Origin of the sequence: Luteococcus sp. H101, assembly GCF_038433155.1 — a bacterium.
Lineage (GTDB): Bacteria > Actinomycetota > Actinomycetes > Propionibacteriales > Propionibacteriaceae > Luteococcus.
Window position 1 is genome coordinate 56,021 of sequence record NZ_JBCDMW010000008.1, and the last position, 24,335, is coordinate 80,355.

Annotated in this window: 23 protein-coding genes; 9 read left to right on the forward strand and 14 right to left on the reverse strand. The window is 69.7% G+C overall.

Annotated features, from left to right (window positions below):
* The 4 genes from cmk to dop all read right to left on the reverse strand — a co-directional run bounded on the left by cmk (position 1) and on the right by dop (position 3,540).
* The gene (gene cmk / locus AAEX60_RS02775) at positions 1-672 is read right to left on the reverse strand and encodes a (d)CMP kinase (protein WP_342101046.1); all 672 of its coding nucleotides are present in this window, start codon (positions 670-672) and stop codon (positions 1-3) included.
* A gap of 95 nt (positions 673-767) precedes the next feature.
* Positions 768-1,847 (reverse strand): prephenate dehydrogenase, encoded by a 1,080-nt coding sequence (locus tag AAEX60_RS02780; protein ID WP_342101049.1) that lies wholly within the window; start codon positions 1,845-1,847, stop codon positions 768-770.
* Positions 1,844-2,032: a ubiquitin-like protein Pup gene (locus AAEX60_RS02785; protein ID WP_446721238.1), complete on the reverse strand. Its 189-nt coding sequence runs from the start codon at positions 2,030-2,032 to the stop codon at positions 1,844-1,846. The genes AAEX60_RS02780 and AAEX60_RS02785 overlap by 4 nt, the downstream gene beginning before the upstream one ends.
* Positions 2,029-3,540, reverse strand: coding sequence for a depupylase/deamidase Dop (dop, locus tag AAEX60_RS02790; protein ID WP_342101051.1), 1,512 nt, complete (start codon positions 3,538-3,540; stop codon positions 2,029-2,031). Before dop ends, AAEX60_RS02785 begins: the two co-directional genes overlap by 4 nt.
* A 162-nt stretch (positions 3,541-3,702) precedes the next feature.
* Here dop and AAEX60_RS02795 point away from each other — a divergent pair, with 162 nt between their 5' ends.
* Positions 3,703-4,053 carry a DUF3054 domain-containing protein gene (locus tag AAEX60_RS02795; protein WP_342101053.1) on the forward strand — a complete coding sequence of 117 codons (351 nt, stop codon included), beginning with the start codon at positions 3,703-3,705 and terminating at the stop codon, positions 4,051-4,053.
* A gap of 73 nt (positions 4,054-4,126) precedes the next feature.
* Here the strand turns inward: AAEX60_RS02795 and arc are convergent, their stop codons facing one another.
* Entirely contained in the window at positions 4,127-5,734 is a 1,608-nt protein-coding gene (gene arc / locus AAEX60_RS02800) for a proteasome ATPase (RefSeq protein ID WP_342101054.1), read from the reverse strand.
* A 1-nt stretch (position 5,735) separates the two neighbouring features.
* On the reverse strand, positions 5,736-7,442 hold the full coding sequence (locus AAEX60_RS02805) for an HAD-IA family hydrolase (RefSeq protein ID WP_342101055.1): 1,707 nt from the start codon (positions 7,440-7,442) through the stop codon (positions 5,736-5,738).
* Between the two features lie 128 nt (positions 7,443-7,570).
* On the opposite strand from AAEX60_RS02805, the gene AAEX60_RS02810 reads away from it, so the two are divergent.
* The gene (locus AAEX60_RS02810; protein ID WP_342101057.1) at positions 7,571-8,953 is read left to right on the forward strand and encodes a S49 family peptidase; all 1,383 of its coding nucleotides are present in this window, start codon (positions 7,571-7,573) and stop codon (positions 8,951-8,953) included.
* A 124-nt stretch (positions 8,954-9,077) separates the two neighbouring features.
* Here AAEX60_RS02810 and metH read toward each other — a convergent pair whose 3' ends face one another.
* Positions 9,078-12,599: a methionine synthase gene (gene metH, locus AAEX60_RS02815; RefSeq protein WP_342101059.1), complete on the reverse strand. Its 3,522-nt coding sequence runs from the start codon at positions 12,597-12,599 to the stop codon at positions 9,078-9,080.
* A gap of 174 nt (positions 12,600-12,773) precedes the next feature.
* The gene (locus tag AAEX60_RS02820; protein ID WP_342101061.1) at positions 12,774-13,154 is read right to left on the reverse strand and encodes a CdiA C-terminal domain-containing protein; all 381 of its coding nucleotides are present in this window, start codon (positions 13,152-13,154) and stop codon (positions 12,774-12,776) included.
* 175 nt (positions 13,155-13,329) lie between these two features.
* Here AAEX60_RS02820 and AAEX60_RS02825 point away from each other — a divergent pair, with 175 nt between their 5' ends.
* The 3 genes from AAEX60_RS02825 to AAEX60_RS02835 all read left to right on the forward strand — a co-directional run bounded on the left by AAEX60_RS02825 (position 13,330) and on the right by AAEX60_RS02835 (position 14,863).
* Entirely contained in the window at positions 13,330-13,905 is a 576-nt protein-coding gene (locus AAEX60_RS02825) for a GNAT family N-acetyltransferase (protein WP_342101063.1), read from the forward strand.
* Positions 13,902-14,489 carry a CHAP domain-containing protein gene (locus AAEX60_RS02830; protein WP_342101064.1) on the forward strand — a complete coding sequence of 196 codons (588 nt, stop codon included), beginning with the start codon at positions 13,902-13,904 and terminating at the stop codon, positions 14,487-14,489. The genes AAEX60_RS02825 and AAEX60_RS02830 overlap by 4 nt, the downstream gene beginning before the upstream one ends.
* Positions 14,490-14,617: 128 nt before the next feature.
* Positions 14,618-14,863: a hypothetical protein gene (locus AAEX60_RS02835; protein ID WP_342101065.1), complete on the forward strand. Its 246-nt coding sequence runs from the start codon at positions 14,618-14,620 to the stop codon at positions 14,861-14,863.
* 10 nt (positions 14,864-14,873) lie between these two features.
* On the opposite strand, the gene AAEX60_RS02840 is transcribed toward AAEX60_RS02835, so the two are convergent.
* A complete protein-coding gene (locus AAEX60_RS02840; protein WP_342101067.1) occupies positions 14,874-15,887 on the reverse strand; it encodes a zinc-dependent alcohol dehydrogenase family protein in 1,014 nt (337 codons plus the stop codon).
* Positions 15,888-15,979: 92 nt separating this feature from the next.
* On the opposite strand from AAEX60_RS02840, the gene AAEX60_RS02845 reads away from it, so the two are divergent.
* Together AAEX60_RS02845 and AAEX60_RS02850 are read left to right on the forward strand one after the other, a co-directional pair.
* Positions 15,980-16,816 (forward strand): PAC2 family protein, encoded by an 837-nt coding sequence (locus tag AAEX60_RS02845; protein WP_342101069.1) that lies wholly within the window; start codon positions 15,980-15,982, stop codon positions 16,814-16,816.
* A 17-nt stretch (positions 16,817-16,833) separates the two neighbouring features.
* Positions 16,834-17,700: an oxidoreductase gene (locus AAEX60_RS02850; protein ID WP_342101071.1), complete on the forward strand. Its 867-nt coding sequence runs from the start codon at positions 16,834-16,836 to the stop codon at positions 17,698-17,700.
* 85 nt (positions 17,701-17,785) lie between these two features.
* Here the strand turns inward: AAEX60_RS02850 and rpe are convergent, their stop codons facing one another.
* A complete protein-coding gene (rpe, locus tag AAEX60_RS02855; protein WP_342101073.1) occupies positions 17,786-18,451 on the reverse strand; it encodes a ribulose-phosphate 3-epimerase in 666 nt (221 codons plus the stop codon).
* Between the two features lie 47 nt (positions 18,452-18,498).
* Entirely contained in the window at positions 18,499-18,753 is a 255-nt protein-coding gene (locus AAEX60_RS02860) for a hypothetical protein (RefSeq protein WP_342101075.1), read from the reverse strand.
* Positions 18,754-18,809: 56 nt separating this feature from the next.
* Between AAEX60_RS02860 and AAEX60_RS02865 the strand changes: the two genes are divergently transcribed.
* Entirely contained in the window at positions 18,810-20,051 is a 1,242-nt protein-coding gene (locus AAEX60_RS02865) for a saccharopine dehydrogenase family protein (protein ID WP_342101077.1), read from the forward strand.
* A complete protein-coding gene (locus AAEX60_RS02870; protein ID WP_342101079.1) occupies positions 20,038-20,703 on the forward strand; it encodes a uridine kinase family protein in 666 nt (221 codons plus the stop codon). The genes AAEX60_RS02865 and AAEX60_RS02870 overlap by 14 nt, the downstream gene beginning before the upstream one ends.
* Before the next feature lie 43 nt (positions 20,704-20,746).
* Here AAEX60_RS02870 and AAEX60_RS02875 read toward each other — a convergent pair whose 3' ends face one another.
* The 3 genes from AAEX60_RS02875 to fmt form a co-directional block, all read right to left on the reverse strand.
* Positions 20,747-21,622: a hypothetical protein gene (locus tag AAEX60_RS02875; RefSeq protein WP_342101080.1), complete on the reverse strand. Its 876-nt coding sequence runs from the start codon at positions 21,620-21,622 to the stop codon at positions 20,747-20,749.
* A gap of 64 nt (positions 21,623-21,686) precedes the next feature.
* Positions 21,687-23,000, reverse strand: a complete 1,314-nt coding sequence (locus AAEX60_RS02880) for an RsmB/NOP family class I SAM-dependent RNA methyltransferase (protein WP_446721241.1) — start codon at positions 22,998-23,000, stop codon at positions 21,687-21,689.
* 218 nt (positions 23,001-23,218) lie between these two features.
* Positions 23,219-24,175, reverse strand: a complete 957-nt coding sequence (fmt, locus tag AAEX60_RS02885) for a methionyl-tRNA formyltransferase (protein ID WP_342101084.1) — start codon at positions 24,173-24,175, stop codon at positions 23,219-23,221.
* Positions 24,176-24,335: the final 160 nt, after the last annotated feature.

Consider the following 24,335-nt stretch of genomic DNA (forward strand, 5'->3'; position numbering starts at 1 on the left):
TCAGGCCTGCTTGCCGGCGGGCACCATCTGGCAGATCGCGTCGATCACCTGGCTAAGGTCCAGGTGGGTGGAGTCGATCAGCTCGACGCCCTCGGCGGGCTGCTCGAACTGGCTAACGGTGGCGTCGTCGCGGTCTCGCCGCACCACCTGGTCGGTCACCTGCTCGGCGTTCACGGCGCCACCCAGCTCGGCCTGACGACGGGCGATCCGCGCCGCCGGGTCGGCCACCAGCAGCACCCGCACGTCCGCGTCGGGGGCGACGACGGTGGTGATGTCCCGCCCCTCCACCACGATCCGCCGGCCGTGGGCGTCGATGATGGCGCGGAACTGCTCATTGAGCCATTCCCGTACGGCCGGGATGGTGGCCACGACGGAGACCTTCTCGCTCACCCGGGGGTCGCGGATCTCGGCGGTGACGTCGCGCCCGTCCAGCATGGTCGACGGGTTGGCGGGGTCTGTGCCGGGCGTGATCGACGAGCCGGTGACCAGCGCCGCAATCTCGTCATCCTGCCCCGGCTCCAGACCGGAGCCCAGGAAGGCGATTGCCGCGGCCCGGTAGAGCGAGCCGGTGTCGAGGTAGGCCAGGCCGAGGCGCTGGGCCACGCCGCGGGAGGTGCTGGACTTGCCGGATCCGCTGGGTCCGTCGATGGCGATGAGAAGGCTGTCGGTCACGGACAACAGGCTAGCGAAGCATCCTGCGCGCAAAGCCCAAGACGCTGCCGACCCAACCACGGACCGCCCTGGACAGGCTCGGGGATCGTTGTGGGTCAGGGGCGCAGCGACCAACCCTTGGACACCATGGCCTCCCGCAGCCGGGCCGCTTGGGCGGGGCTGACCTCCACCGAGAGGAAGCCAACCTCGCGGGTCTCGTCGTGCTCGATCGAGAGGTCCTCGACGTTGACGCCCTCCTCCCCGATGTCCACGAAGAGCCGTGCCAGCGCACCCGGCGCGTCGGGGATCTCCACCACGACGGCCTCCCAATCGACCGGATGGGCGCCGTGCTTGCCGGGCAGCAACTTCACCGCGGTCCGGCCACGTGCCATGAAGGCCTCCAGCGCGTCCGGCTGGTCCAGCACCTCGAACAGCTCGTCCAGGCCGCGGCGGACCCGTTCCAGCTCGTGCCGGACGGCACCGGCATTGGCGGTGATGATCTGACGCCACATCACGGGGTCACTCGCGGCAATCCGAGTCACGTCGCGCACGCCCTGCCCGGCCAGCTGCAGATGCGTCGGGTCGACGCCGCGCAGCTGCTGGGCGGTCAGGGTGCTCATCAGCTGCGGCAGGTGGCTGACCTGTGCCACCGCCTCGTCGTGGTCCAGGGCGTCCATCTCCACAGTCCGTGCCCCGCACAACAGCGCGAGTTCCCGCACCCGCTGGACGTCCTCCGACGAGTTCTCCGGGCGTGGGCACACCACCCAGGTGCGGTCCAGGAAGAGGTCCGCGCTGGCGGTCAGCGGTCCGGCGTGCTGCGAGCCGGCCATGGGATGTGAGCCCACATAACGGCTCAGGTCCACCCCGCTGGTCTGCAATTCCGCCAGCACGCGCCCCTTCACCGACGCGACGTCGGTGACCACGGCCGCCGGCGACAGCTCCAGCGCCTCCAGCACCTCCTGCACGACCGCCGACGGCGGGGTGGCCACCACCACCAGCCTGATCTCCTCGGTCCGGGGGAACTCCACCAGCCCGGCGCCCAAGCCGGCCGCGACGACGGCATGGATGTTGGAGGCGTCAACCAGGTGCACGCGCTCACCGGCCCGGGTCAGCGCCATCCCGATCGAGGCGCCGATCAGGCCAGCGCCGATCACCACCACGGGCCCGAGTTCGCCCGTGGTGGGGGTCTGGCTCACTGCCCACCCTTCTGCACGAAACTGCGCACATACTCGGCGGCGTTGGTCTCCAGCAGGCCGTCGATCTCGTCGAGCAGGGCGTCGAAACCCTCGTCGGAACCGGAGGTGTTGCCCTGCGGCAGCTCCACCTGCTCCTCCTGCTCGTGGCCGGTGCGGATGCGATTGACCCGCTGCTGCTCGCTCACGTCGCTTGCCTCTCACTGCGATGACCTGACTGGGGGCTCCAGCCTATCGACTCCCCCCAGGACAGCAGCTGGTGCATCTCATGCACGGAGTCCAGAACGGCCGCGTAGTGCTGCCGGATGCCCGCCAACGGCGAGGTCAGGTGCAGGGTGCGCACGCCGACGGGGGTGGCGAAGCTGATCCGGTCCCAGTTGGCGGCGACGATGTGCTCGGCAAACCGGCTGACCAGGGTGCCGCGCAGCCAGGCCCGGGACTCCGACGGTGGCTCGGACTCCGCCCTGGTCACGTCCTCCTCCTCGACGAGGGTACGGACTGCCCCAGCTGCCTCCAGCCCAATGAACAGTCCCTCGGTCAGATCCGCGTAGCGCAGGTCCAGCGCGGTCAGCCGGGGGTCATCCCAGCCGCAGCCGTGCCGGGCGCGCAGCCCGTTCAGCAGCCGCAGCTTGGCGGCCCAGTCCAATCGGTCGGCGCACCGGGCGGGATCGATGGCCAGGTCGGCGAGAATCGCGTCCCAGTGCCGCAGCACCAGCTCGGCATCGGTGATCGTGTCGCGTTGTCCCACCTGACCGGTGGCGGCCTCCAGCCACAGCCGCTGCAGCTCGACGGCAGTCCGCGCCACCCCGTCGATGCACGGCTGGGTGACGGTGCAGGACGGGTCCCGGCTGAAGGCCCGCAGCGCGGTCAGCGGGTCGGCCAGTTGGGGCAGCTCCGCGCCCGCCACGATCGCCCGGAGCGCCAGCTGGGCAGAGCCGACCTTGACCAGGGTTGCGACCTGGCAGAGGTTGGCATCGCCGGTGATCACGTGCAGCCGACGATGGGCGCGCTGGTCCGCGTGCGGCTCGTCGCGGGTGTTGATGATCGGCCGCTTCACGGTGGTCTCCAGGCCCACCAGCCGTTCGAAGAAGTCGGCCCGCTGGCTGAGCTGGAAGCCGGGCTGCTCCCCCGCCTGCCCCAGCCCGACCCGGCCAGCACCGGTGACCACCACCCGGCTGACCAGAAAGCCGGTGAACTGCTGCACAATCCGCTCGAAGGGAAGCTCCCGGGGCAGCAGGTAGTTCTCATGACAGCCGTAGCTGCGGCCCTTGTTGTCGGTGGTGTTCTTCACCAGGTGGATCTCCAGCCCGGTGAGCTGGCTGGCGCGGCGCGCGGCGGCGGCGTGCAGCCGGTCCCCGGCGCGGTCCCAGATCACCGCGTCGGTGGCGCTGGTGACCTCGGGGCCGGACCATTCCGGATGGGCGTGGTCAACATAGCTGCGCCCGCCATTGCCCAGCAGACGGTTGGCCTGTCGCACCTCGTCGGTCAGCAGGTCGGGGTGGGCGATTCGTCGCGGAAGCACGGTGCCCCGGGCGTCGGTCAGGGGTTGCTCGTCGGCATAGTCCCACCGGGTGCCCGGCGCGTCGACGGCCCCGATCACGGCCTCCGACAGGCTGATCGGGTCGGGCTGGCGCTGCTCGGGCCCCAGCCCGGTGACGAAGACGCCGTACTCGGTCTCCAGCCCCAGGATGCTCACCTCGGCACCCTAACCCGGCCACCCCTGCGAATGATGCACATGAGGCGCGTCATGGTGACTCAGACACGCAGGGGATGGCCGCAGACTGAGGTCGACAGGCAGGTAATGCGCAACACATGCAGGGCCAGGTCTCCAGAGGGCCCGGCCGGATAGGGTGGGGACATGACGAAGCAAGTTGTCCTGGCCGTTGACCTGGCCCTGGTGGTGCTGTTCTCCATCATCGGCGTGCTGAGCCACTCCGAGAGCCTGGTGAGCCGGCTGATCCCGGTGGTGTGGCCCTTCCTGGTGGCCTGCTCCGTGGCCTGGCTGATCCTGCTGCTGCGCCGCCGTCCGGTCGGCTCGCTGGCCGCCGGGATCTTCGTCTGGCTGTGCACCGCGCTGGGTGGGCTGGGCCTGCGCGCCGCGACGGGCGGCGGCACCCAGACGGCCTTCATCATCGTCACCCTCGTCGTGACGGGGCTCTTCCTGGTGGGCTGGCGCCTGCTGCTGCGCAAGAAGCTGCAGACCATCTGAGCCACCCCTCGACAGGCTCGGGACCGTGGTTGAGTCCCTGCTCGGGGCCCAAGGTTGAGTCCCTTGGATCACCTCAGAGGGACTGGCCGCGCTGCTCCCCCACCAGGGTGCGGATGAAGACGATCCGTTCCCCGCGTCGGCCGCTTATCCGGGCCCAGTCGTCCGGATTGGTGGTGTTGGGCAGGTCCTCGTTCTCCACGAACTCGGCGCGGCAGGCGTCGATGATCCCCTGCCGGGAGACCCCGCCCGGCCCACCGGACAACTCGTCCTTGATGGCGGCCTTCTTGGCCCGGTCCACGATGTTGCGGATCATCGCTCCCGACGCGAAGTCACCGAACCACAGGGTCTCCTTGGCGCCGCTGGCATAGGTCACCTCCAGGAAGCGATTGCCCTCGTCGTGGGCGTAGACCTGGTCACAGGCCAGCTCGATCAGCCCGGCCACATCACCGGCCTCGGGGTGCAGCGGCACCTCGTCGGTGAGGTACTTGCCGAAGATCTCGGCCGCGCCCTCCCGGGTTGGACGCTCCAGTTTGATCTTCACGTCCAGCCGGCCGGGACGCAGGATCGCCGGATCAATCATGTCCTCCCGGTTGGAGGCGCCGATGATGATCACATTGTCGATCCCCTCCACACCGTCGATCTCGCTCAGCAGCTGCGGGACGATCGTGTTCTCCACGTCGGAGCTGACGCCCGAACCGCGGGTGCGGAAGAGCGAGTCCATCTCGTCGAAGAAGACGATCACCGGCTTGCCCTCCGACGCGTGCTCCCGCGCCCGGGCGAAGATGGCGCGAATCTGGCGCTCGGATTCGCCGACGTACTTGTTGAGCAGCTCGGGGCCCTTGATGTTCAGGAAGTAGGAGCCGGCGCCCTCGCTCAGCCCGGCCCCCAGGGAGTTGGCGACGGCCTTGGCAATCATGGTCTTGCCGCAGCCGGGCGGGCCGTAGAGCAGGATCCCCTTGGGGGCGGTCAGGCCGTAGCGACGGTAGGCGTCGCGGTGCAGGAAGGGCAGTTCAACCGCGTCGCGGATCTGGCTGATCTGCTCGCCCAGCCCACCGATCTGGGCATAGCTGACGTCCGGCACCTCCTCCAGCACCAGCTCCTCCACCCGGCTACGGGCCACCCGGGCCAGGGCCAGCCCGGCGCGGCGATCCACCAGGACGGAGTCGCCCGCCTCGGGCGGGGTCTGGGACAGGCTGGGCACCGGGGTCAGCAGCACCTCGTCGCCTCCCGGGCCGGCGACCACCACCCCACCGGGTCCGGCCTCGACCACGGTGGCCAGGTCACCGGACAGCAGCGGCTCGCAGGTCCAGACCGCGACGCTGGACTCGTTCAGCAGCACCCCGTCGCCGGGCGTCACGGCGTCGAAGACCTCGGGCAGGGCCGCCACCCGCAGGATCCGGCCGTGCGCGCTGACCTCCAGGGTGGCTGGGCGTTCGGCCTGGTCATCCGCGGGATGCCGGGCGGTCACCAGCGCGCGGGTGAGTGGCGGTGCGGCCAGCGCATCCACCTCGGCCTTGAGGGTGACCAGCTTGGCACGGGCCTCCTTCAGCGTCTGGTTGAGCTTCTCGTTGGTGGCCGCCAGGTTCCGGGCGTCGGCGCGGGCGTCGGCCATCCGCCGCTCCGCCACCTCCAACCGGTGGTTGTAGGCATTGCCCGGGTTGAACGGCTGCTCGAAGGTCATCTCATGACTCCTCGGAGGGGGACCCCTCGACAGGCTCGGGGATCGCAGAAGCCATCCCGTTGTCCGGGACCTCCTGGTTGCTCATCGGGATGTTCTTCGGCCGGGGGCCGTGGTAGTCCGGACCGTACGCACCCGGGGCGGGGCGACGCTTGCGCATCGGGGCCTCGACGCCGGGCGCCAGCCGCCGGGAGTGCACCAGGAAGCCGGTGTGCCCGGTGGAGCCGTGGCCGGGACGGATCGCCAGGCCCTCGGCATGCCAGTCCCGGGTGGTGGTCTCGGTGGCCTGCGGCTCGGTCCAACCGCCGTGGGTGCGCAGGGTGTCGGCCACCCGGCCCAGCTGGGTGGCCGTGGCGACATAGCAGGTGAGCACGCCACCGGGCACCAGCACGTCGCCCACCGCGTCGATGCACTCCCACGGCGCCAACATGTCCAGCACCGCGCGGTCCACCGGCTCGTCGCGGATGGTCTCCACCAGGTCACCGACGCTCAGGGTCCAACCGGGGTGCGGCCCGCCCAGGAAGTTCTCCACATTGGTGCGGGCCACGTCGGCGAACTCCTGGCGTCGCTCATAGGAGTTGAGCTTGCCCTCGGGGCCGATGGCGCGCAGCATGGCGATGCTCAGCGCACCGGAGCCGACGCCGGCCTCCAGCACCCGGGCACCGGGGAAGATGTCTCCCCACATGATGATCTGCGCGGCGTCCTTGGGGTAGATCACGGCGGCCTCGCGCGGCATCGCCACCATGTAGTCGTGCATCAGCGGGCGCATCACCAGGAAGACGCTGCCGGAGCTGGCCTCGATGGTGATCCCCTCGGGCTGGCCGATCAGCCGTTCGTGCGCGATGTGCCCCTTGGTGGTGTGGAAGCTCTTGCCCGGGGTCAGCTGGATGGAATGTCGACGGCCCTTGTTGTCGGTCAGGGTGACCCGCTCACCGGCCTGCAAGGCTCCGCTGCGCACGCCGGACAGCCCCTGGCTTGGAGGAATGGCCGGGGCCACCAGCTTGGCGGGCTGGCCGATGCTGCGTCGGTAGAGCTGGAAGAGCAGGGTGCAGGTGACGCCGTCGAGGCTGTCGATCACCACCCGTCGTCGCTTCTGCTCGATGGCGACGGTGGACGGGATCGCCACCACCACGGCCCCGGCGGCGTTGCCGGAATCCGCACCCGTCGGGGAATCCTCCAGCACCAGGCACTTGGTCACCTCGACGCCCAGCAGCTCGGCCGCCTTCAGGTAGCCGTCGGGGGCGGGCTTGTTGTTGGCCACCTCGTCTCCACCGACGATCACCTCGAAGCCCAGGTCCGGCAGGTTCTGCAGGATCGCCTCGATGATGTAGCGCGGAGTGGAACTGACCAGGGCCAGCCGCACCCCCTGCTGGCGCATCTCGGTCAGCAGCTCGTGGGCGCCGGGCAGGAAGAGCTTGCTCCCCTCGTTCGCCATCGCCTCGACGGCGCGTCGTTCCAGCTCCCGGCGGACGTCGTCCGCGCTGGCCCCGGCATGCGGGTCGGTGGCTGGGAGCCGTTCGGCCAGCAGATCGGCCAGTCCCCAGACGGACATCCCCACCACGGCCTGGGAATCCGCCTCGGTCCATTCGATGCCGAAGTGCCGCGCGGTCTCAACCTCGCACCGCATCCAGATCGGTTCGGTGTCAACGAGGGTGCTGTCGAAGTCCCACAGGACGGCGGCCGGGCGGGCGGCGGTGAAGGAAGAAGTCATGGTGTGGCCATTCTTCCAGAACCGGACGTGACACCCCGCCATACCTGCGTCGACAAGCAGTGATGATGGGCGACGATGGACGGGCACAGCCACTGAGGGCAAAACCATCCAGGGAAGGGAAACCGAGCATGAGCGACGAGTACCCGCAGGGCCTGCCGAATGAGGGCCAGCCGGACCCGGCCGCCGCGAACGGCGGCGCGCACGCGGCCGAGCATTCTCCGGCCTCCCCCGACGGCGCCAGGCCCACCGACGCCGGGCCCAGGCAGGAGCCCGGGATCAACCCGGCCTGGCAGCCGCCCGCCGTCGCGTCCCCGGCCCAACCCGGCTCGTCCCCGGGCGGCGCACAGCGTGCTCCCTTGCCGCCCGCTCCCGCGCCGTGGACGGCGCCTGCCCCCGCCCAGAATCGGTCGGGCTGGTTCCGCAAGGGCTTCGGTCTGGGCGCCGGCGGCGCGCTGGGCGCCGGCTCGGTGCTGCTCGGGCTCTCGCTGGTGGGCTCGATCCTGAGCGGGCTGGTACTCGCCGGGATCGGCTCCGCCATGGGGAACACAGCCAGCGCCGACACCACGGCCTACGAGACGGTGTGGGGCGACGATGGCGCCAAGAACACCCTGCGCGCCATTGACGTCCGGGGCTCCATCATGGCCGGCGGGGACCAGGGGATGGGCCTGACGCAGGCCACCTACGGCTATGAGGTGGCCGACATGATCGACCAGATCACCAAGGACGAGGTGGACGGCCTGGTGCTGCGGATGGACACCCCGGGCGGCACCATCAACGGTTCGCGCGCCATCGGCGAGGCGATCATCCGGTACCGGGAGCGCACCGGGCACAAGGTGCTGGCCGTCGTCGAGGGGATGAGCGCGTCGGGCGGGATGTTCGCCATGGCACCGGCGGACAAGATCGTCGCCGACCACGGCACGCTGATCGGCAGCATCGGCGTGATCAGCGGACCCTTCGAGCAGTACAAGGACGTCAAGGCCGTCGACGGCGGGCTGCTGGCCGGTGGCGTGACCACGACGGGCGGCATCACCAGTGAGTACATCACCCAGGGCAAGGGCAAGGACTTCGGCAATCCGTGGCGGGCCATGACCGCCGAGGAACGCAAGGTGTGGGCCGACGGGCTGGCCGCGGAGTACGCCGGCTTCACCAACTGGGTCTCCCAGCACCGCAAGATCCCGGAGGCCACCATCCGCAATGACCTGGGCGCGCACATCTTCGATCCGGAGACCGCCAAGGCCAAGAAGCTGGTGGATGACGTGATGGGCCGCGACGAGGCCTACCAGGAGGCCGCCAGGCTGAACGGGCTGGACCCCAAGGACACCCGCCTGGAGGCCGCGTCGGCCCCCAGTTTCATGCGCACCCTGCTGGGCGCCGAGTCCCGAATCTACGGGCAGGCCCCCGCGGCCACGGCGCAGGAGGGACAGCCGCCGCAGGTCACCAGCGCGCTCTGCACCGGCCGTCCGCAGGTGCTGGTCTGGAATGGACCCACCCGGCAGTTCTGCGGCCGCTGACCCCAGCCGGTCCCTGAGCTGGTCGAAGAGCCCTTCGACAAGCTCCGGGACCGTGCTTGAGCCCCTGCACACGGTCGGACTTCCTGGGAATCTGACGTCCGACGGCCGAGCCCGTCGAGGTCCCCTACTTCGCGTTGAAGTACTTGGCCTCCGGGTGGTGCACCACGATCGCGTCGGTGGACTGCTCGGGGTGCAGCTGCAGCTCCTCACTCAGCTCGACGCCGATCCGCCACGGCTCCAGCAGTTCGACCAGCTTGGCGCGGTCCTCCAGCTCCGGGCAGGCCGGGTAGCCGAAGGAGTAGCGCGAGCCGCGATAGTCCTGCTTCTGGATGGCCCGGTCCACGTCGGAATTGGTGGCGGCGTAGCCGAGCTCCTCGCGGGTGCGGGCATGCCACAGCTCCGCCAACGCCTCGGTCAGCTGCACGCTCAGCCCGTGCAGTTCCAGGTAGTCGCGGTAGGAGTTGGCCTCGAACAGCTTCTGCGTCTCCCGGGCGACGGCCGAGCCCATGGTGACCAGCTGCATCGGCAGCACGTCGGGCCCGTGCGCGTCGAACTCGGCCTTGTCGCGGAAGAAGTCGGCCAGGCACAGCCGACGATCGCGCCGCTGGCGCGGGAAGGTGAAGCGCGTCATCTCCCGAGTGTGGTCATCGGGATCCAGCAGGACCAGGGTCTCGTCGACCGAGTAGCACGGGAAGTAGCCGTGCACCACCGCAAACTCCGCCAGTGACTCGGACTTGATCCGGTCCAGCCACATCCGCAACCGCGGCCGGCCCTCGGTCTGGACCAGTTCCTCGTAGGAAGCACCGTCATCCCCGCGGCCTGGCTTGAGCCCCCACTGGCCCAGGAAGGTGGCGCGCTCGTCCAGCCATTCGACCACCTCTGCCAGCTGGATTCCCTTCACGACGCGGGTGCCCCAGAACGGCGGGGTCGGGACGTCCACTCCACCGTCGGGCGTGGGCCGGGCGACGTCGCTGCGCACCCCCAGCTCGGGTTCGGCAATCTCCACGGCGGGCCCCTTCGGGATCCGTCGGGGCTTGATGTCCGGCAGCTTCGCGCCGGGTTCGCCGCGCTTGACCGCCATGACGGCGTCCATCAGCGCCAGCCCCTCAAAGGCGTCCTTGGCATAACGGACCTCGCCGGAGAAGGACTCATTCAGGTCATGTTCGACGAAGGCCCTGGTCAGGGCCGCACCGCCCAGCATCACCGGGTACTTGGTGCCCAGCCCCAACTGATCCAGCTCGGCCAGGTTGTCCTTCATCACCATGGTGGACTTCACCAGCAACCCGCTCATCCCGATCGCGTCGGCATTGGACTTCTCTGCGGCCTCGACGATGGCGCTGATCGGCTGCTTGATGCCCAGGTTCACCACGGAGTAGCCGTTGTTGCTCACGATGATGTCGACCAGGTTCTTGCCGATGTCGTGCACGTCGCCCTTCACAGTGGCCAGCACGATGGTGCCCTTGCCGGAGCTGTCGTCGGTCACCTCCATGTGCGGTTCCAGGTAGGCGACGGCGGTCTTCATCACCTCCGCGGACTGCAGCACGAAGGGCAGCTGCATCTGGCCCGAGCCGAACAGGTCACCGACCACCTTCATGCCCGCCAGCAGGTCCTCGTTGATGATGTCCAGCGCCTTCTTTGACTGCATGGCCTCGTCCAGATCGGCCTCCAGGCCCTTGGCCTCGCCGTCGATGATCCGGCGCTGCAGCCGCTCGGCCAGCGGCAGGGCGGCCAGTTCGGCGGCACGGGAGGCGCGCATGTCCGCGGCCTTGACGCCCTCGAAGAGCTCCAGGAAGCGCTGCAGCGGGTCGTAGGCAGGCTCGGTCTCGGTGGCTGGGCGGCGACGGTCGTGCACCAGGTCCAGCGCCACCTCGCGCTGCTCGTCGGGGATCCGGTCCATCGGCATGATCTTGGCGGCGTGCACGATGGCCGAGTCCAGTCCGGCGTCGACGCACTCGTGCAGGAAGACCGAGTTGAGCACGATCCGGGCGGCAGGGTTCAGGCCGAACGAGATGTTGGACACACCCAGCGTCGTGCGCACGCCCGGGTAGCGGCGCTTGAGCTCGCGGATGGCGTCGATGGTCTCCAGCCCGTCGCGCCGGGTCTCCTCCTGGCCGGTGGCGATCGGGAAGGTCAGGCAGTCCACGAGGATGTCGCCCACCTCCATGCCCCAGTTCTGCGTCAGGTCGTCGATCAGGCGGCTGGCGACACGCACCTTCCATTCGGCGGTGCGGGCCTGCCCCTCCTCGTCGATGGTCAGCGCGACGACGGCGGCGCCGTGTTCCCGCACGACGGGCATCACCCGGGCGTAGCGGCTGGTGGGGCCGTCGCCGTCCTCGAAGTTCACCGAGTTGATCACGCAGCGCCCGGCCAGGGTTTCCAGGCCGGCCTCGATCACCTCGGGCTCGGTGGAGTCCAGCATGATCGGCAGGGTGACGGCGGTGGTGAATCGGCTGGCCAGCTCCCGCATGTCTTTGGCCCCGTCGCGGCCGACGTAGTCGGTGCAGAGATCCAGCAGGTGGGCGCCGTCGCGGATCTGTGCCTTGGCGATCTCGACGCACTCGTCGATGTTGCCGGCCAGCATCGCCTCCCGGAAGGCCTTGGAGCCGTTGGCATTGGTGCGCTCGCCGATGCTCAGGTAGCTGGCATCCTGCGCGAAAGCCACCTCGGAGTAGAGCGAGCTGACGCCGTTGACGTGCTCGGGGGTGCGGGCGACGACCTCGCGGCCGCCCACCGTGTCGTTGAGGAGCCGGATGTGCTCGGGGGTGGTGCCGCAGCAGCCACCGACGACGCTCAGGCCGTAGTCGGTGGTGAAGCGGTCCAGTGCGGTGGCCAGACCTTGGGCGTCCAACGGGTAGGTGGCGCCGTCGGGGCCCAGCACCGGCAGGCCGGCATTCGGCATGCAGCCCACGCCGGCACGGGAGTGCTTGGCCAGGTGACGCAGGTGCTCGCTCATCTCGGCCGGGCCGGTGGCGCAGTTCATCCCGATCACGTCGACGCCCAACGGTTCGATCGCAGTGAGCGCCGCGCCGATCTCGCTGCCGAGCAGCATGGTGCCGGTGGTCTCGACGGTGATGTTCACGAAGATCGGGAGGTCCACTCCGGCGGCCTCGCGGGCCCGCTTGGTGGCGACGATGGCGGCCTTGGCCTGCAGCAGGTCCTGGCAGGTCTCGATCTGCACGGCGTCGATTCCGCCGGCGATCATGGCAGAGACCTGGCGCTGGTAGGCGTCACGGATGGCCGCGAAGGTGATGTGGCCCAGGGTGGGCAGCTTCGTGCCGGGGCCGACCGAACCGAGCACGAAGCGCGGCTTGTCCGGGGTGCTGAACTCGTCGGCGACCCGACGGGCGATCCGGGCCGACGCCTCGGCCAGTTCCTCGATCCGGTCACTGATGCCGTACTCCCCCAGCGCGGTCAGGTTGGTGCCAAAGGTGTTGGTCTCCACCAGGTCCGCCCCGGCCTCGAAGTAGGCGCGGTGGATGCCTTCGATCACGTCCGGCCGAGTGACCGAGAGCACCTCATTGCAGCCCTCGAGGGTCTCGAAGTCCTCCATCGTCAGGTCGACGGCCTGCAGCATGGTGCCCATCGCCCCGTCGGCCACGAGGACGCGATGGTGCAGCAGGTCACGGAGTGCAAGTGTGGAAGTCATGCTTTCAACCATAGGGCGATGTGGCGGAACCCACTGGCCACCGACAATCCGCGGACGGGCACAGGTTTGCCCGTGAGACATCCAAGCCGAGCTGGGAGAGGCCATAGTCACAATTGCAAGTAGGGACGATGGGCCTGCCCTGGTGGGCTGGCGCATCGCCCCTACAACACCATCCTAAGGCTTGACGCCGTAGAAGGCGACCTTGCCTTCAACGTCCAGAACAATCAACCGACGGATCCTCCGTTGGTGGTGGAATCGCTCCTCGCACTGCGCGATCGCAACGTGTTCCGAGAGTGCGCATCGAGCGAGATCGATGACCAGGTGGTCACATTGTTTCCCTCCGCGCCGAAACTGGTCGGAGATGGTGTTCTTGGGAGAAGCACCTTTGGGCGCCTTGAACTCCCAGACCTCGCCATTCACCAGCGCATCCGGATTCCTCACCCCCTTCACTCGGCTCGGCAGCAGCATCTCCACATCCGCCCCGTGAAGCGCGAGGCGGTGGGCCGTCAGCTTCTCGTGGTCACCGAGGATCAAGTCCTCGGGAATGATCACCACACCCGGGCGCATTGCCGAACTACCTCTGGCAATCCGCTGCCAGAAGTCATCACAGCCGCCCAATCGCCCCCGGACCTGCATCTCCCCCACCCCCGAACGCAGTCATGCGCATTCCCGCAGGCTAGGTGCTGCCTCGGACATTTCTTGAGGACACTGTTCTGGATAGGTTCAGCGCATGCCGATCCTTCGTTGTGGCGACGCGCTGCTCCGTCCGGCCACCGCAGCCGACGACGACCTCCTGGTCAGCCTGATTCCCAGCGATTTCGACCACGACCCCACCTTTCCCGTCGTGCCGGGACGAAGCCTGGCGGCTCATCGCGAGGCCTGGCTGCGCGCCTGGCTGGGCGGCTTTCGCCATCCCAAACCAGGCCACGCCTACTGGCCCTTCGTCGTGGAGTGCGACGGGCAACCCCTCGGATTCCAGGTTCTGGAGGGGCGCGATCCCATCACCGATCAACCGGTGGACAGCTCGTCCTTCCTGATCCCTGCCGCTCGCGGGCGTCGGCTGGGCGTCGCCATGCGCACCGCCATTCTGCAGTTCGCCCTCGTCGAACTGGGCGCACTATCAGCCACCAGTTCCGCCACGCCGGACAACGTCGCCTCCCAAAAGGTCAGCGAGCGGGTCGGCTACCGCCACGTTGGGCGACGTGAACCGGTCGTCGCCGGTCAGCCCCGCCCCCTGGAGTGCTACGAGATCACCCGCGACGAGTGGCTCCGGATGGATCACCTTCCGGTCAGAATTGAGCCATGAAAGTCCCCTCGCCAGCGCTGAGGCGGCGAAGCGTCCTGACGGCCATGGCCCTCGGCACCGCATCTGCGGCAGCCGGGTGTTCCCACCTGCCCGGCACGGGACCGGCTCCGTCGCCCAGCCCCTTCCCCAGCTTCCCCGCCGCTTCACTCAACGCCTTCCAGAAGCGAGTGCTGGCGGTGCTGAAGACGGAGTACGACGCTCAGCCTTCCGGCACCAAGTACAGCCAAGGAGTGCAGGAAGCCTGGTGTGCCGATTTCGTCAGCTGGGTGCTGAAGCAGGCCGGGCGTCCCCTGCAAAACCCGAATTCCGGCGGCTGGCGGATCCCCGGCACCATGACGCTGCTCGACACGCTGCGCACCGCGGGCGTCTGGCATCCCATTGCCAACGATTTCTCACCCCGCCCCGCGGACATCGTCATCTACGACCGCAGCGACCCCTTCGGCCAACACACCAACTTCGTCCTGGATCTCACGGATGGCCGACTGACCACCATCGGCGGCAATGAAGGCGCCCGCAACCTCACCATCAGCCCCCACCGGCTCGACGCCAAGCTCGGCGTCCTCGGCTACGGGCGCCTGCCCTGATCGCCCGCACGACACATGGTCTGGGTTCCCTCCCATCGCACTAGCCCAAATCCGCCGTGCGACGGAGGACCTGAACCGCTACATCCTCAAGACTGGTTCCTGCCATCACCGCTCCGAAGGGAACGATCATGACCTCAGACCTGTTGCTCAACCTCAAGGACAAGGTCTTCGGCGACCGTCGCGACCAGCGCCAGGCGCTGCGAGACGCTGGATTTGCCGACGAGGCCACAGCGACCGCTTGGGCCAAGAACCTGCTGGCCGATGCACCCGAGGCCTCCGAAGTGGAGCTGATCGGGCGCATCCGCCGGGCGCGGCCGGATCTGACCGGCCGCACCGCCGCGTACATCGCACGGCAGACCATCACGCGCGGATGAGCGGGCCCGCTCAGGGACGCAGCAGCACCTTGGTGGCACGGCGCTCGTCCATCGCCTGGTAGGCCTCTGCCACCTCGGACAGCGGCAGCTCCAGGTCAAAGACCTTGCCGGGCTGGATCTTTCGTTCCCAGACCAGCTGCAGCAGGTGCTCCAGGTAGGCACGCACGGGCGCGACGCCGCCGTGGATGCCCTTGTTCTTCCAGAACATCTGCTCCACGTCCACCCCGCCGTGGGGAACACCGACGACGCCGACCATGCCGCCGGGGCGGACCGCGTCGACGGCCTGGATGCGGGCATCCTCGGTGCCGACGCACTCCAGCACCACGTCGGCGCCGATCCCGTCGGTCACCTCCTGGATCTTCTTCACGCCGTCCTCGCCGCGCTCGGCGACGATGTCGGTGGCGCCGAACTCGCGGGCGATGGCCTGCCGGTCCGCGTGGCGGCTCATCGCAATCACCCGCTCGGCACCCAACTCCACCGACGCCAGCACCGCGGACAGGCCCACCGCGCCGTCACCCACCACCGCGACGGTCTTGCCCGGGCCGACCCCGCCGCAGACGGCGGCATGCCAGCCGGTGCACATCACGTCGGAGAGCGCCAGCAGGTGCGGAATCAGGTCCTCGTCGGGCTGGCCGGGGGTGGCGATGAGGGTGCCATCCGCCTGCGGAATGCGGATCATCTCCGCCTGACAACCGTCGTAGCCGCCGCCATTGAGACAGTTGGCGTGCGCACCCTTGCGGCAGCAGGCGCAGGTGTTGTCGGAATAGGTGAAGCCGCCCACCACGAACTCACCGATCTTCACGGAGGTGACCGCATCCCCCACGGCCTCGACGATGCCGACGTACTCGTGGCCGATCGGGGTGGGCTTCTTCACTTCCGCAATCCCGCGGTAGCGCCACAGGTCCGACCCGCAGACACAGGCGGCCACGGTGCGGATCACGGCGTCGGTGGGTTCGATGATGGTGGGATCTTCCCGCTCTTCGAAGCGGACGTCCCCTGCTGCATGAATGACGGCTCCTCGCATGAGTCCATTGCAGCAGACACGTCCGGCATCCGCAGCCACCCCCGCCCGCAAGGGATAGCCGCCCCGTCTCTGGGACCTACTAGGGTTGCGGCATGGCTGACTCCCTGGCGAACCTGCGCAATCCCGTGGTCATCATGGCCTTCGAGGGCTGGAATGACGCCTCGGATGCCGCCACCAACGTGGTTGACCACATCGGGCTGAGCTACGACGCCGATGTCGTCTTCGAGATCGACGGCGAGGACTACTACGACTTCCAGATGAACCGGCCGCGGGTGAGCATCGCCGATTCGGTGGAGCGGGAGATCGAGTGGCCGTGCGTCCAGCTCGCCGTCGCCGAACTGCCGGAACGCGACGTGGTGCTGGTCAGCGGCCCCGAACCGAACCTGCGCTGGCGCAGCTTCTCCGCCGCCCTGGTCTCCGCCCTGCGTACCGTCAATCCGGCAATGGTGGTGATCCTGGGCGCCATGCTCACCGATTCGCCGCATTCGCGCCCGCTGCCGGTCACCGGCACCGCCAATGACGCCCAGCTGGCAACGACACTGGGCCTGGAACCCTCCAACTACGAGGGCCCCACCGGGATCGTCGGGATCGTCGCCGACGCGGTGCGCCGTGCGGGGATGCCGGTGGTTTCCCTGTGGGCGCAGGTGCCGCACTATGTCAGCGACCCGCCCAACCCGAAGGCGACGCTGGCGCTGCTGGTGCGGATCGAGGACCTGTTGGAGACGCCGCTGGTGCTGGGAGACCTGCCGGAAATGGCACAGGCCTGGGAGCGCGGCGTCGACGAGCTGGCCAGCGAGGATCCGGAGGTGGCCGCCTACATCGCCCGGCTGGAAGCCGCCCAGGACGAGGAAGACCTGCCCGCCGCAACCGGCGATTCGATCGCCGCCGAATTCCAGCGTTACCTGCGTCGCCGCAACGAGGGCCACTGACCTGCCAGTATTCGTCCATGGACAAGTTCTTTGTGATGGGCGGCCACAGCGTGGACCGCATGGGATTTGGCGCGATGCAGCTCTGTGGCCCCGGCGTGATGGGCGAGCCGGCCGACCGCGACGAGGCGCTCGCGGTGCTGCGCCGCGCCGTGGAGCTGGGCGTCAACCACATCGACACTTCTGAGTTCTACGGCCCGCAGGTCAGCAACCGGCTGATCCGCGAGGCCCTGCACCCCTATGCCGATGATCTGGTGCTGGTCAGCAAGGTGGGTTCCTACCGCGACGAGGCGGGCGCCTGGCTGCCGGCCCAGACCCCCGAGGAACTGATCCGCGACACCCACCAGAACCTGGAGACCCTGGGCATCGACCGGCTCCAGGTGATGAACCTGCGGGTGATCCCCGTCGACGACCACTCCCCCGCCGACTACGTGCCGGTGCCCTTCGACGAGCAGCTCGACGCGATGCGACGCCTCGTCGACGAGGGTGTGATCGAGAACTTCGGGGTTTCCACGGTGACCACCGAGCAGGCGGCCCAGGGCATCGAGGCCGGCGCCGTCCAGGTGCAGAATGCCTACAATCTGCGGCTGCGCGACGACGAGCCGACGCTGGAACTGTGCCGGGACAAGGGCGTCGCCTATGTGCCCTACTTCCCGCTGGGTTCGGCCTTCGGCTGGTTCCCGCGGGTCGACCAGGACCCGGCGGTGGTGGCCGTCGCCGAGCGGCTGGGCCACACGCCCGCCCAGGTTGGCCTGACCTGGCTGCTGCACCACGCCCCCAACATCCTGCTGATCCCCGGCACCAGCAAGCTGGCGCACCTGGAGGAGAACCTGGGTGCCGCCGACATCGTGCTCAGCGACGAGGACCTGGCCGAGCTGGCGGGCTGACCGCGAAGGACCTGGCCCCGACCGGGTCGACCGCCGTGGAGAGCTGAGCATCCGCGGCGGCCGCGCCTGTCGAGCACCTGGTGGGTCAGTGCTGGCAGGCGGCGACGGCCTTGCCGCGCAGGTCATTGACCATCTGGTCCGGATCCGCGGCGGAGTAGACGGCGGACCCGGCGACGAAGGTGTCGGCCCCGGCGGCGGCGCAGCGTTCGATGGTCTCCAAGGAGACCCCACCGTCCACCTGGATCCAGATCTCCTGACCGGTCTTGGTGACCAGCTCCCGGGTGCGCTCGATCTTGGGCAGCACCAGATCCAGGAATTTCTGCCCCCCGAAACCGGGCTCGACGGTCATCAGCAGCACCATGTCCAGCTCGGTGAGCATGTCCGCATAGGGCTCGATCGGGGTGGCGGGCTTGAGCGCCATCGACGCCCGGGCGCCCTGGGCACGGATCTCCCGGGCCAGCCGGATCGGGGCATCGGCGGCCTCGACGTGGAAGGTGACCGACTCGGCGCCGGCCTCCGCGAAGGCCGGGGCCCAGCGGTCGGCATGCGCGATCATCAGATGGATGTCCAGGAAGGCGTCGGTCTGCTTGCGGATGCACTCCACCACCGGCAGCCCGAAGGTCATGTTGGGTACGAAATGGTTGTCCATCACGTCCAGGTGCACCCCGTCGGCCCCCGGGATGCGGGCGATCTCCCCGCTCAGGTTGGACAGGTCGGCGTTCAGGATGGACGGGGTGATTCGCATGGCCATGGGCTCACCCTATCCATCCCCGTCGACACCGCCCCAGCAGCCGGGGTTCAGAGGTCACGCAGCAGCAGGCCCCAGGCGATCAGCTCCTGCACCCCCTGGTCGGAGACGTCATCGGCGGTCTCGTCCCACTCCAGCGCCTTCATCAGGATCGCCGCCTCGGTGTTGCGCTGTTCCGGCGGCATGCTGAGCAACCGCATGAAGGCGGCCTCGTTCTCCTGCGCCGTCTCGGGCGCGACGTGGTTGAGCGCGCCTACGGTCATCCCGAGCAGCGCACCGATCATGAAGTCATCCGGCTGGTCCATGCGGGCGAGCCTAGCGGGCCCCGGGATTGTCAGCAGCGCCGCCTACGCTGGGGCCCATGGATCGTGACTTTGACGTGATTGTCTTCGGCGCCACCGGTTATGTCGGCCGGCTCATCTCGGCCGAGCTGCTGCGCACCGCCCCCGACGCCGGCCGGATCGCCCTGGCCGGCCGGGACGAGGCCAAACTGAAGAGCCTCGCCCGGGAGCTGGGCCAGCCCGAGTTGTCCGTCGTGCTGGCCGATGCCTTCGACGCCGAACAACTGGCCTCCATGTCCCGCCGCGCCCGGGTGGTGATCTCGGTGGTCGGGCCATATGTCAAGTACGGCATGGCCACTGCTGGGACCTGCGCCGCCCACGGCACGCATTACGTGGACCTGAACGGTGAGGTGTTGTTCGCCCGGGACATGATCGACGCCTATGACACCCCCGCCAAGGCCAGCGGCGCCACCCTGGTCAATGCCTGCGGTTTCGACTCGGTGCCATCGGACCTGGGGGTGCTGGCCGCGGCCACGGCCGCGCGGGAGGCCGGCGCCGGCGAGCTACTGAACACGACGATGCACCTGCGCAGCTTCTCCGGCGGCATGTCCGGCGGCACCATCGACGCGCTGCGCACCCAGATCGACGCCTCCCGTCACGGGGTCCGCACGCCGGGGCGCTCCTCGTCGGACCCGTATGCGCTGAGCCCGGACCGCGACGCCGAACCCGAGCCCCGCGGCCGCCGCAACTCCGTGGTCTGGCTGGAGAGTTCGGGCGACACCCGGGAGTTCGCTGCGCCCTTCTTCATGGCCCGTTACAACGAGCAGATCGTGCGCCGCAGCAATGCGTTGCAGGGCTGGGCCTATGGCCGGGGCTTCCGCTACCGGGAGATGCACGACACCGGGCGCGGCCCCGCGGGCCTGCTGAGGGGTCTGCGAACCGCCGCCATGCTGCCAGCCTTCGTCGCCGCGCTGGCCACCCCTGGTCTGCGGCAGGTGGCGGACCGGGTGCTGCCGGCCCCGGGCGACGGGCCGAGCGACCAGGCCCGTACCAAGGGACACTTCACCATCGAGGTGCACGCGGACACCAGCTCGGGCCGACGGGTGCTGGCCAGCGTCGCCGACCGACGAGACCCGGGCTATGAGGGCACCGCGGTGATGATCTGCCAGGCCGCCCTGGCCCTGGCGGCCGGCGAGGGCCAGGCCACCGGGGTGACCACCCCCGCCGCCGGACTGGGTGCCGGCTATGCCGAACGCCTGCGTCGGCAGGGGTTCACCATCTCCGCCGACGTCTCGGGAGGGACAGACCATGAGGTTGGTTGACGACGAGACACCGTTCGGCCCCTGGCAGCCGGTGGGCCTGACCGAACTGACCCAGCAGCTGCTGCGTGCCGGACAGAGACGGCCCGGGCCGGTGCTGGTGGCCGTCGACGGCCGTGGCGGGTCCGGCAAGTCCACCCTGGCCTCGGCGCTGGCCGACGTGGTGCCGGGTGCCACCGTGGTGCACAGCGACGACGTCGCCTGGCACGAGCCGCTGTTCGGCTGGGGACACCTGCTGGACCAGCACATTCTCACCCCGCTGGCAGCGGGTCTGTCGGTCAGCTTCCAGCCCCCGGCCTGGCCGGAGCACGGCCGGGAGGGCCGCATCGAGGTGGCGGCGGACTGTCCGTTGGTGCTGGTGGAGGGGACCGGCGCCGCCGCCGGGGAGGTGGAGCGACACTACGCCGCCACAGTCTGGGTCCAGTCCGACTTCGACGAGGCGGAGCGACGTGGCCTGGCTCGGGACGTCGCGGAGGGCCTGAACGGCGACGAGGCCGAGACCCTGGCCTTCTGGCACTACTGGATGGACGCCGAGCTGGCGCACTTCCGTACCGACCGGCCGTGGGAGCGAGCCGGTCTGGTGGTCTGTGGGACGCCGGTGGAGCCCGTCGCCGCCGGAACGCTGCTGCTCAGCCGTCGCACCCCACTGGCCTGAGGGCGGCCACGGCCCGGGCATCGGGCCGCCGTCGCGGGGCCGCTCACCACTCCAGGTAGTGCAGCCCGGGAGCCGGCGCGACGATGGTGGCCTGGGCGGTGTGGCCCCTGACCAGCACCCGTTCTTCCACCACGACGGCCTCCCCCAGGCCGGGCGGCCGGAACAGCCGTCGGACCCGCTCGGGAGGATCACCCTCGAAGTGGACCTCCAGCGCCAGGTAGTCGGCCGCCCGGCGCAGCCCGTAGCCCGAGTCATGTCCGGGCGAACCGCCGGGACCCGAATCCACCGTGTGCTCCACCAACACGCACTTTCCCCGGGGCAATGGTTGGTCGAAGCCGAACTCGAAGGCCACCAGCTCCGGGGAGACCTCGATCTGACGTCGAATCGGGGCCAAGGGTGAGCCGCGCCCCGTGAGCGAGACCCCGGCCTCTCGCTCGACGACCACCGCCCAGCGCTGGGCCCCATCCCGCGCCGCGGTCATCATCGTGCGGGTGCGTGTCGAGCGCTCGGCCCCCAACGGGTCCACCACGATCCGGTGGGAGACGACGTGGAAGTGCCAGTCCTGGGTGCTGGGCAGGGAGTGCCGCTGGACCAGGTCATCCAGATCCCCGCGGCGCAGCACGCTGGCGGCATCCGCCCGCTGCTCGCCGGCCGGCATCACCTCCACCAGCCACCCCGGCTCCACCTGCAGGATCCGCTCCAGGTTGCGCACCACCTCGAAGGAGCGAGCCCGGGTGGGCAGCGAACGCCCGCTGCTCCAGTAGCTCAGCGCCGCCACGGAGACGCTGGGCCCTGCCTCCTGCAGGCGCTTCTGGATCCTGGCCAGGGACAGGCCGCGCCGGGCGATGGCCGGGGCCAGCCGCTCCGCGAACGGATTGCGCTGGACCGACGGGTCCAAGCCGCCCGCCACCGGATCCACCACACCCATTCAAGACCCCGCATTCTCTTGTCCACAAGGATTCGCAGGCCAGCCTACGACATCATCACCCGATTCTTCGCAGGAGGGCGAGGAACATGGCGTCGGTGCCGTGCCGGTGCGGCCACAGCTGCACGAAACGCTCGTCGGTCACGGCCCGGCAGTCCGGGACCTCGGGCAGGAAACCAGCCGCATCCAGCACCTCGACCCGTTCGTCGGCCACCTTTTGGACGATCGTACAAGTTTCGGCCCGGTGGGGGGAACAGGTCACATAGGCGATCACGCCACCCGGTGCCGCGGACTCGATGGCCGAGTCCAGCAGGGCGCACTGCAGCTGGAAGAGCTCGGCCACCTCCGCCTGGGTGCGGCGCCACCGCGATTCCGGCCGTCGACGCAGGGAACCCAGCCCCGAGCAGGGCACGTCGGCCATCACCCGGGTGAAACTGCCCGGTTCCCACTGGGGCCTGGTGCCGTCCCCGGTGACCACCTGCCAGGTGTTGACCGGGTAGGCCATCAGGGCCTTGCGCACCAGCTCTGCGCGGTGCTCGTGCGCCTCATTGGCCAGCAGCGTGGACCCGTCGGCCTGCGCCAGACCGGTCAGCAGGGCCGCCTTGCCACCCGGTCCGGCGCACAGGTCCAGCCACCGGCCCGGCTCGGCGTCCACCCGGCTCAGCGCCAGCGCCACCAGCTGGGATCCCTCGTCCTGCACCGCGGCCCGACGCTGGCGCACCGCGGGCAGGTCCGACGGGTTGCCCTCCCGCACCGCCCCGAAGGGCGAGAACCGGGTCGGCTGACCGCCGTCGGCCAGCAACTCGTCGTGCTCGCACAGCCCCGGACGCACCACCAGGGTGGGCACGGGAGGCACGTTGTCGGCCGCCAGGGCCTCCCCCAGCTCCTGCGCGGGCAGCACATTGGCCCAGGCGTCGACGATCCACCGGGGATGGCCGGTGCGCAGCACCAGCTGGCCCTGCTCCCCCATGCCGTCGGTGAGCTCGTCCAGCCACTCCTCGGAGGTCTTGGCGGCCACCTTGCGGATGATCGCGTTCACGACGCCGGTGGTGCGCTCCCCCAGCGCGATCCCCGCCAGGTCCACCGAGGTGGACACCGCGGCGTGGGTGGGGGTGCGCATCCCCATCAGCTGGTGGGTGCCCAGCCGCAGCACGTCGACGATCGCCGGCTGGAGGGTGTGCAGGGCGCGCTTGCCGGCGGCCTCGATGATCCGGTCATAGGTGCCCTCCCACCGGCAGGTGCCGTTGACCAGCTCAGTGCACAGCGCGGCCTCCTGCTGGTTCAGGTCGTGCTCGCGCGCCTGCTCGGCCAGCGCCAGGTTGGCGTAGGCGCCCGACGCGTGCACGTCGCGCAGTGTGTCGAAGGCGGCCATCCGGGCCAGGTCAATGAACCGCTCCGGCGCGCGGTCCGGCGGGTAGCCCTCCCGGTCCCGGCGGTCCCGAGGGTTGCCGCGGCCGGGACGGTCATCCCGGCGCCCGTTGGCGCCACGTCGGTCATCACCGCGGTTGTCCCCGCGCCGGTTCTCACCGCGCTGGTTCCCACCGCGCTGGTTCTCACCGCGCCGGTCATCCCGACGGCTGTCACCCTGGGTCATCGGTTCTCCTCCTGGCTGGCCGGGGCGTCGAAGCCCGTCGGGAGTTCATGCATGCCCCGGGCCCAGTCCGCGGCCGCCATCTCCTTCTTGCCGAAGGCCTGCACCCGCAGCAGTTCCACCGCACCGTCACCGGTGCCGACGAAGACCTGCTTGCGGGTGGCGTGCAGCGCACCCGGTGCCAGCGGTTCCACGCCGTCCGGCAGACAGGCGGGGCGGGCCAGCCACAGCTTGAACCGCTCCCCGTTCAGCGTCGTCCACGCCCCCGGGTTGGGGTTGGCGCCCCGGACCAGGCACGACACCTCCGCCGCGGGCCGGCGCCAGTCCACCCGGGTCTCCTCGACGGTCAGTTTGGGGGCCAGGGTGATCCCGTCGTCGGGCTGCGCGGTGGGCTGCTCACCGTCGGCGATGTCCGCCAGGGTGTTGCACAGCAGCCGGGCCCCGGAGCGGGCCAGCCGCTCCAGCAGCTCCGCCGAGGTGTCCAGCTCCCCGATCTGCTCGGTCAGGGTGCGGAAGACCGGCCCGGCGTCCAGCTCCGGCACCAGCCGGAAGGTGCTGGCCCCGGTCTGCGCCTCGCCCGCCATGATGCTGCGCTGCACCGGGGCGGCGCCCCGCCAGGCCGGCAGCAGGGAGAAGTGCAGGTTGATCCAGCCGTGGGTGGGGATGTCCAGCACGTGCTGCGGCACCAGCGCCCCATAGGCCACCACGGGGCAGGCCTCCGGTGCCTTGGTGACCAACCAGTCGATGAAATCGGCATCGCGCGGATGGCAGGGCTTGACCACCTCCAGACCCAGCTCCGTCGCCCGCTTGGCGACGGGAGAGGCGGTGAGCTTCTTGCCCCGCCCGGCCGGGGCGTCGGGGCGGGTGACCACCCCAACCACCTCATGGCCGGCGGCCACCAGGGCCTCCAGGCTGGGGACGGCGGGCTCCGGGGTTCCGGCGAAGACGATTCTCACCCGGCAAATCTACCGTTTCCTCCGGGATGCCCGGCCAACCCCCGGGAGTCCGGGTCCGAGGAAACCCGTCGACCTTGGTCCTCGTGCACCGCCAGCATCCCCGCCCGCGCGGTGTGGTGCAGTCTGGCCGGTCCGGGACATCCGGGCCCGGATCCGGATT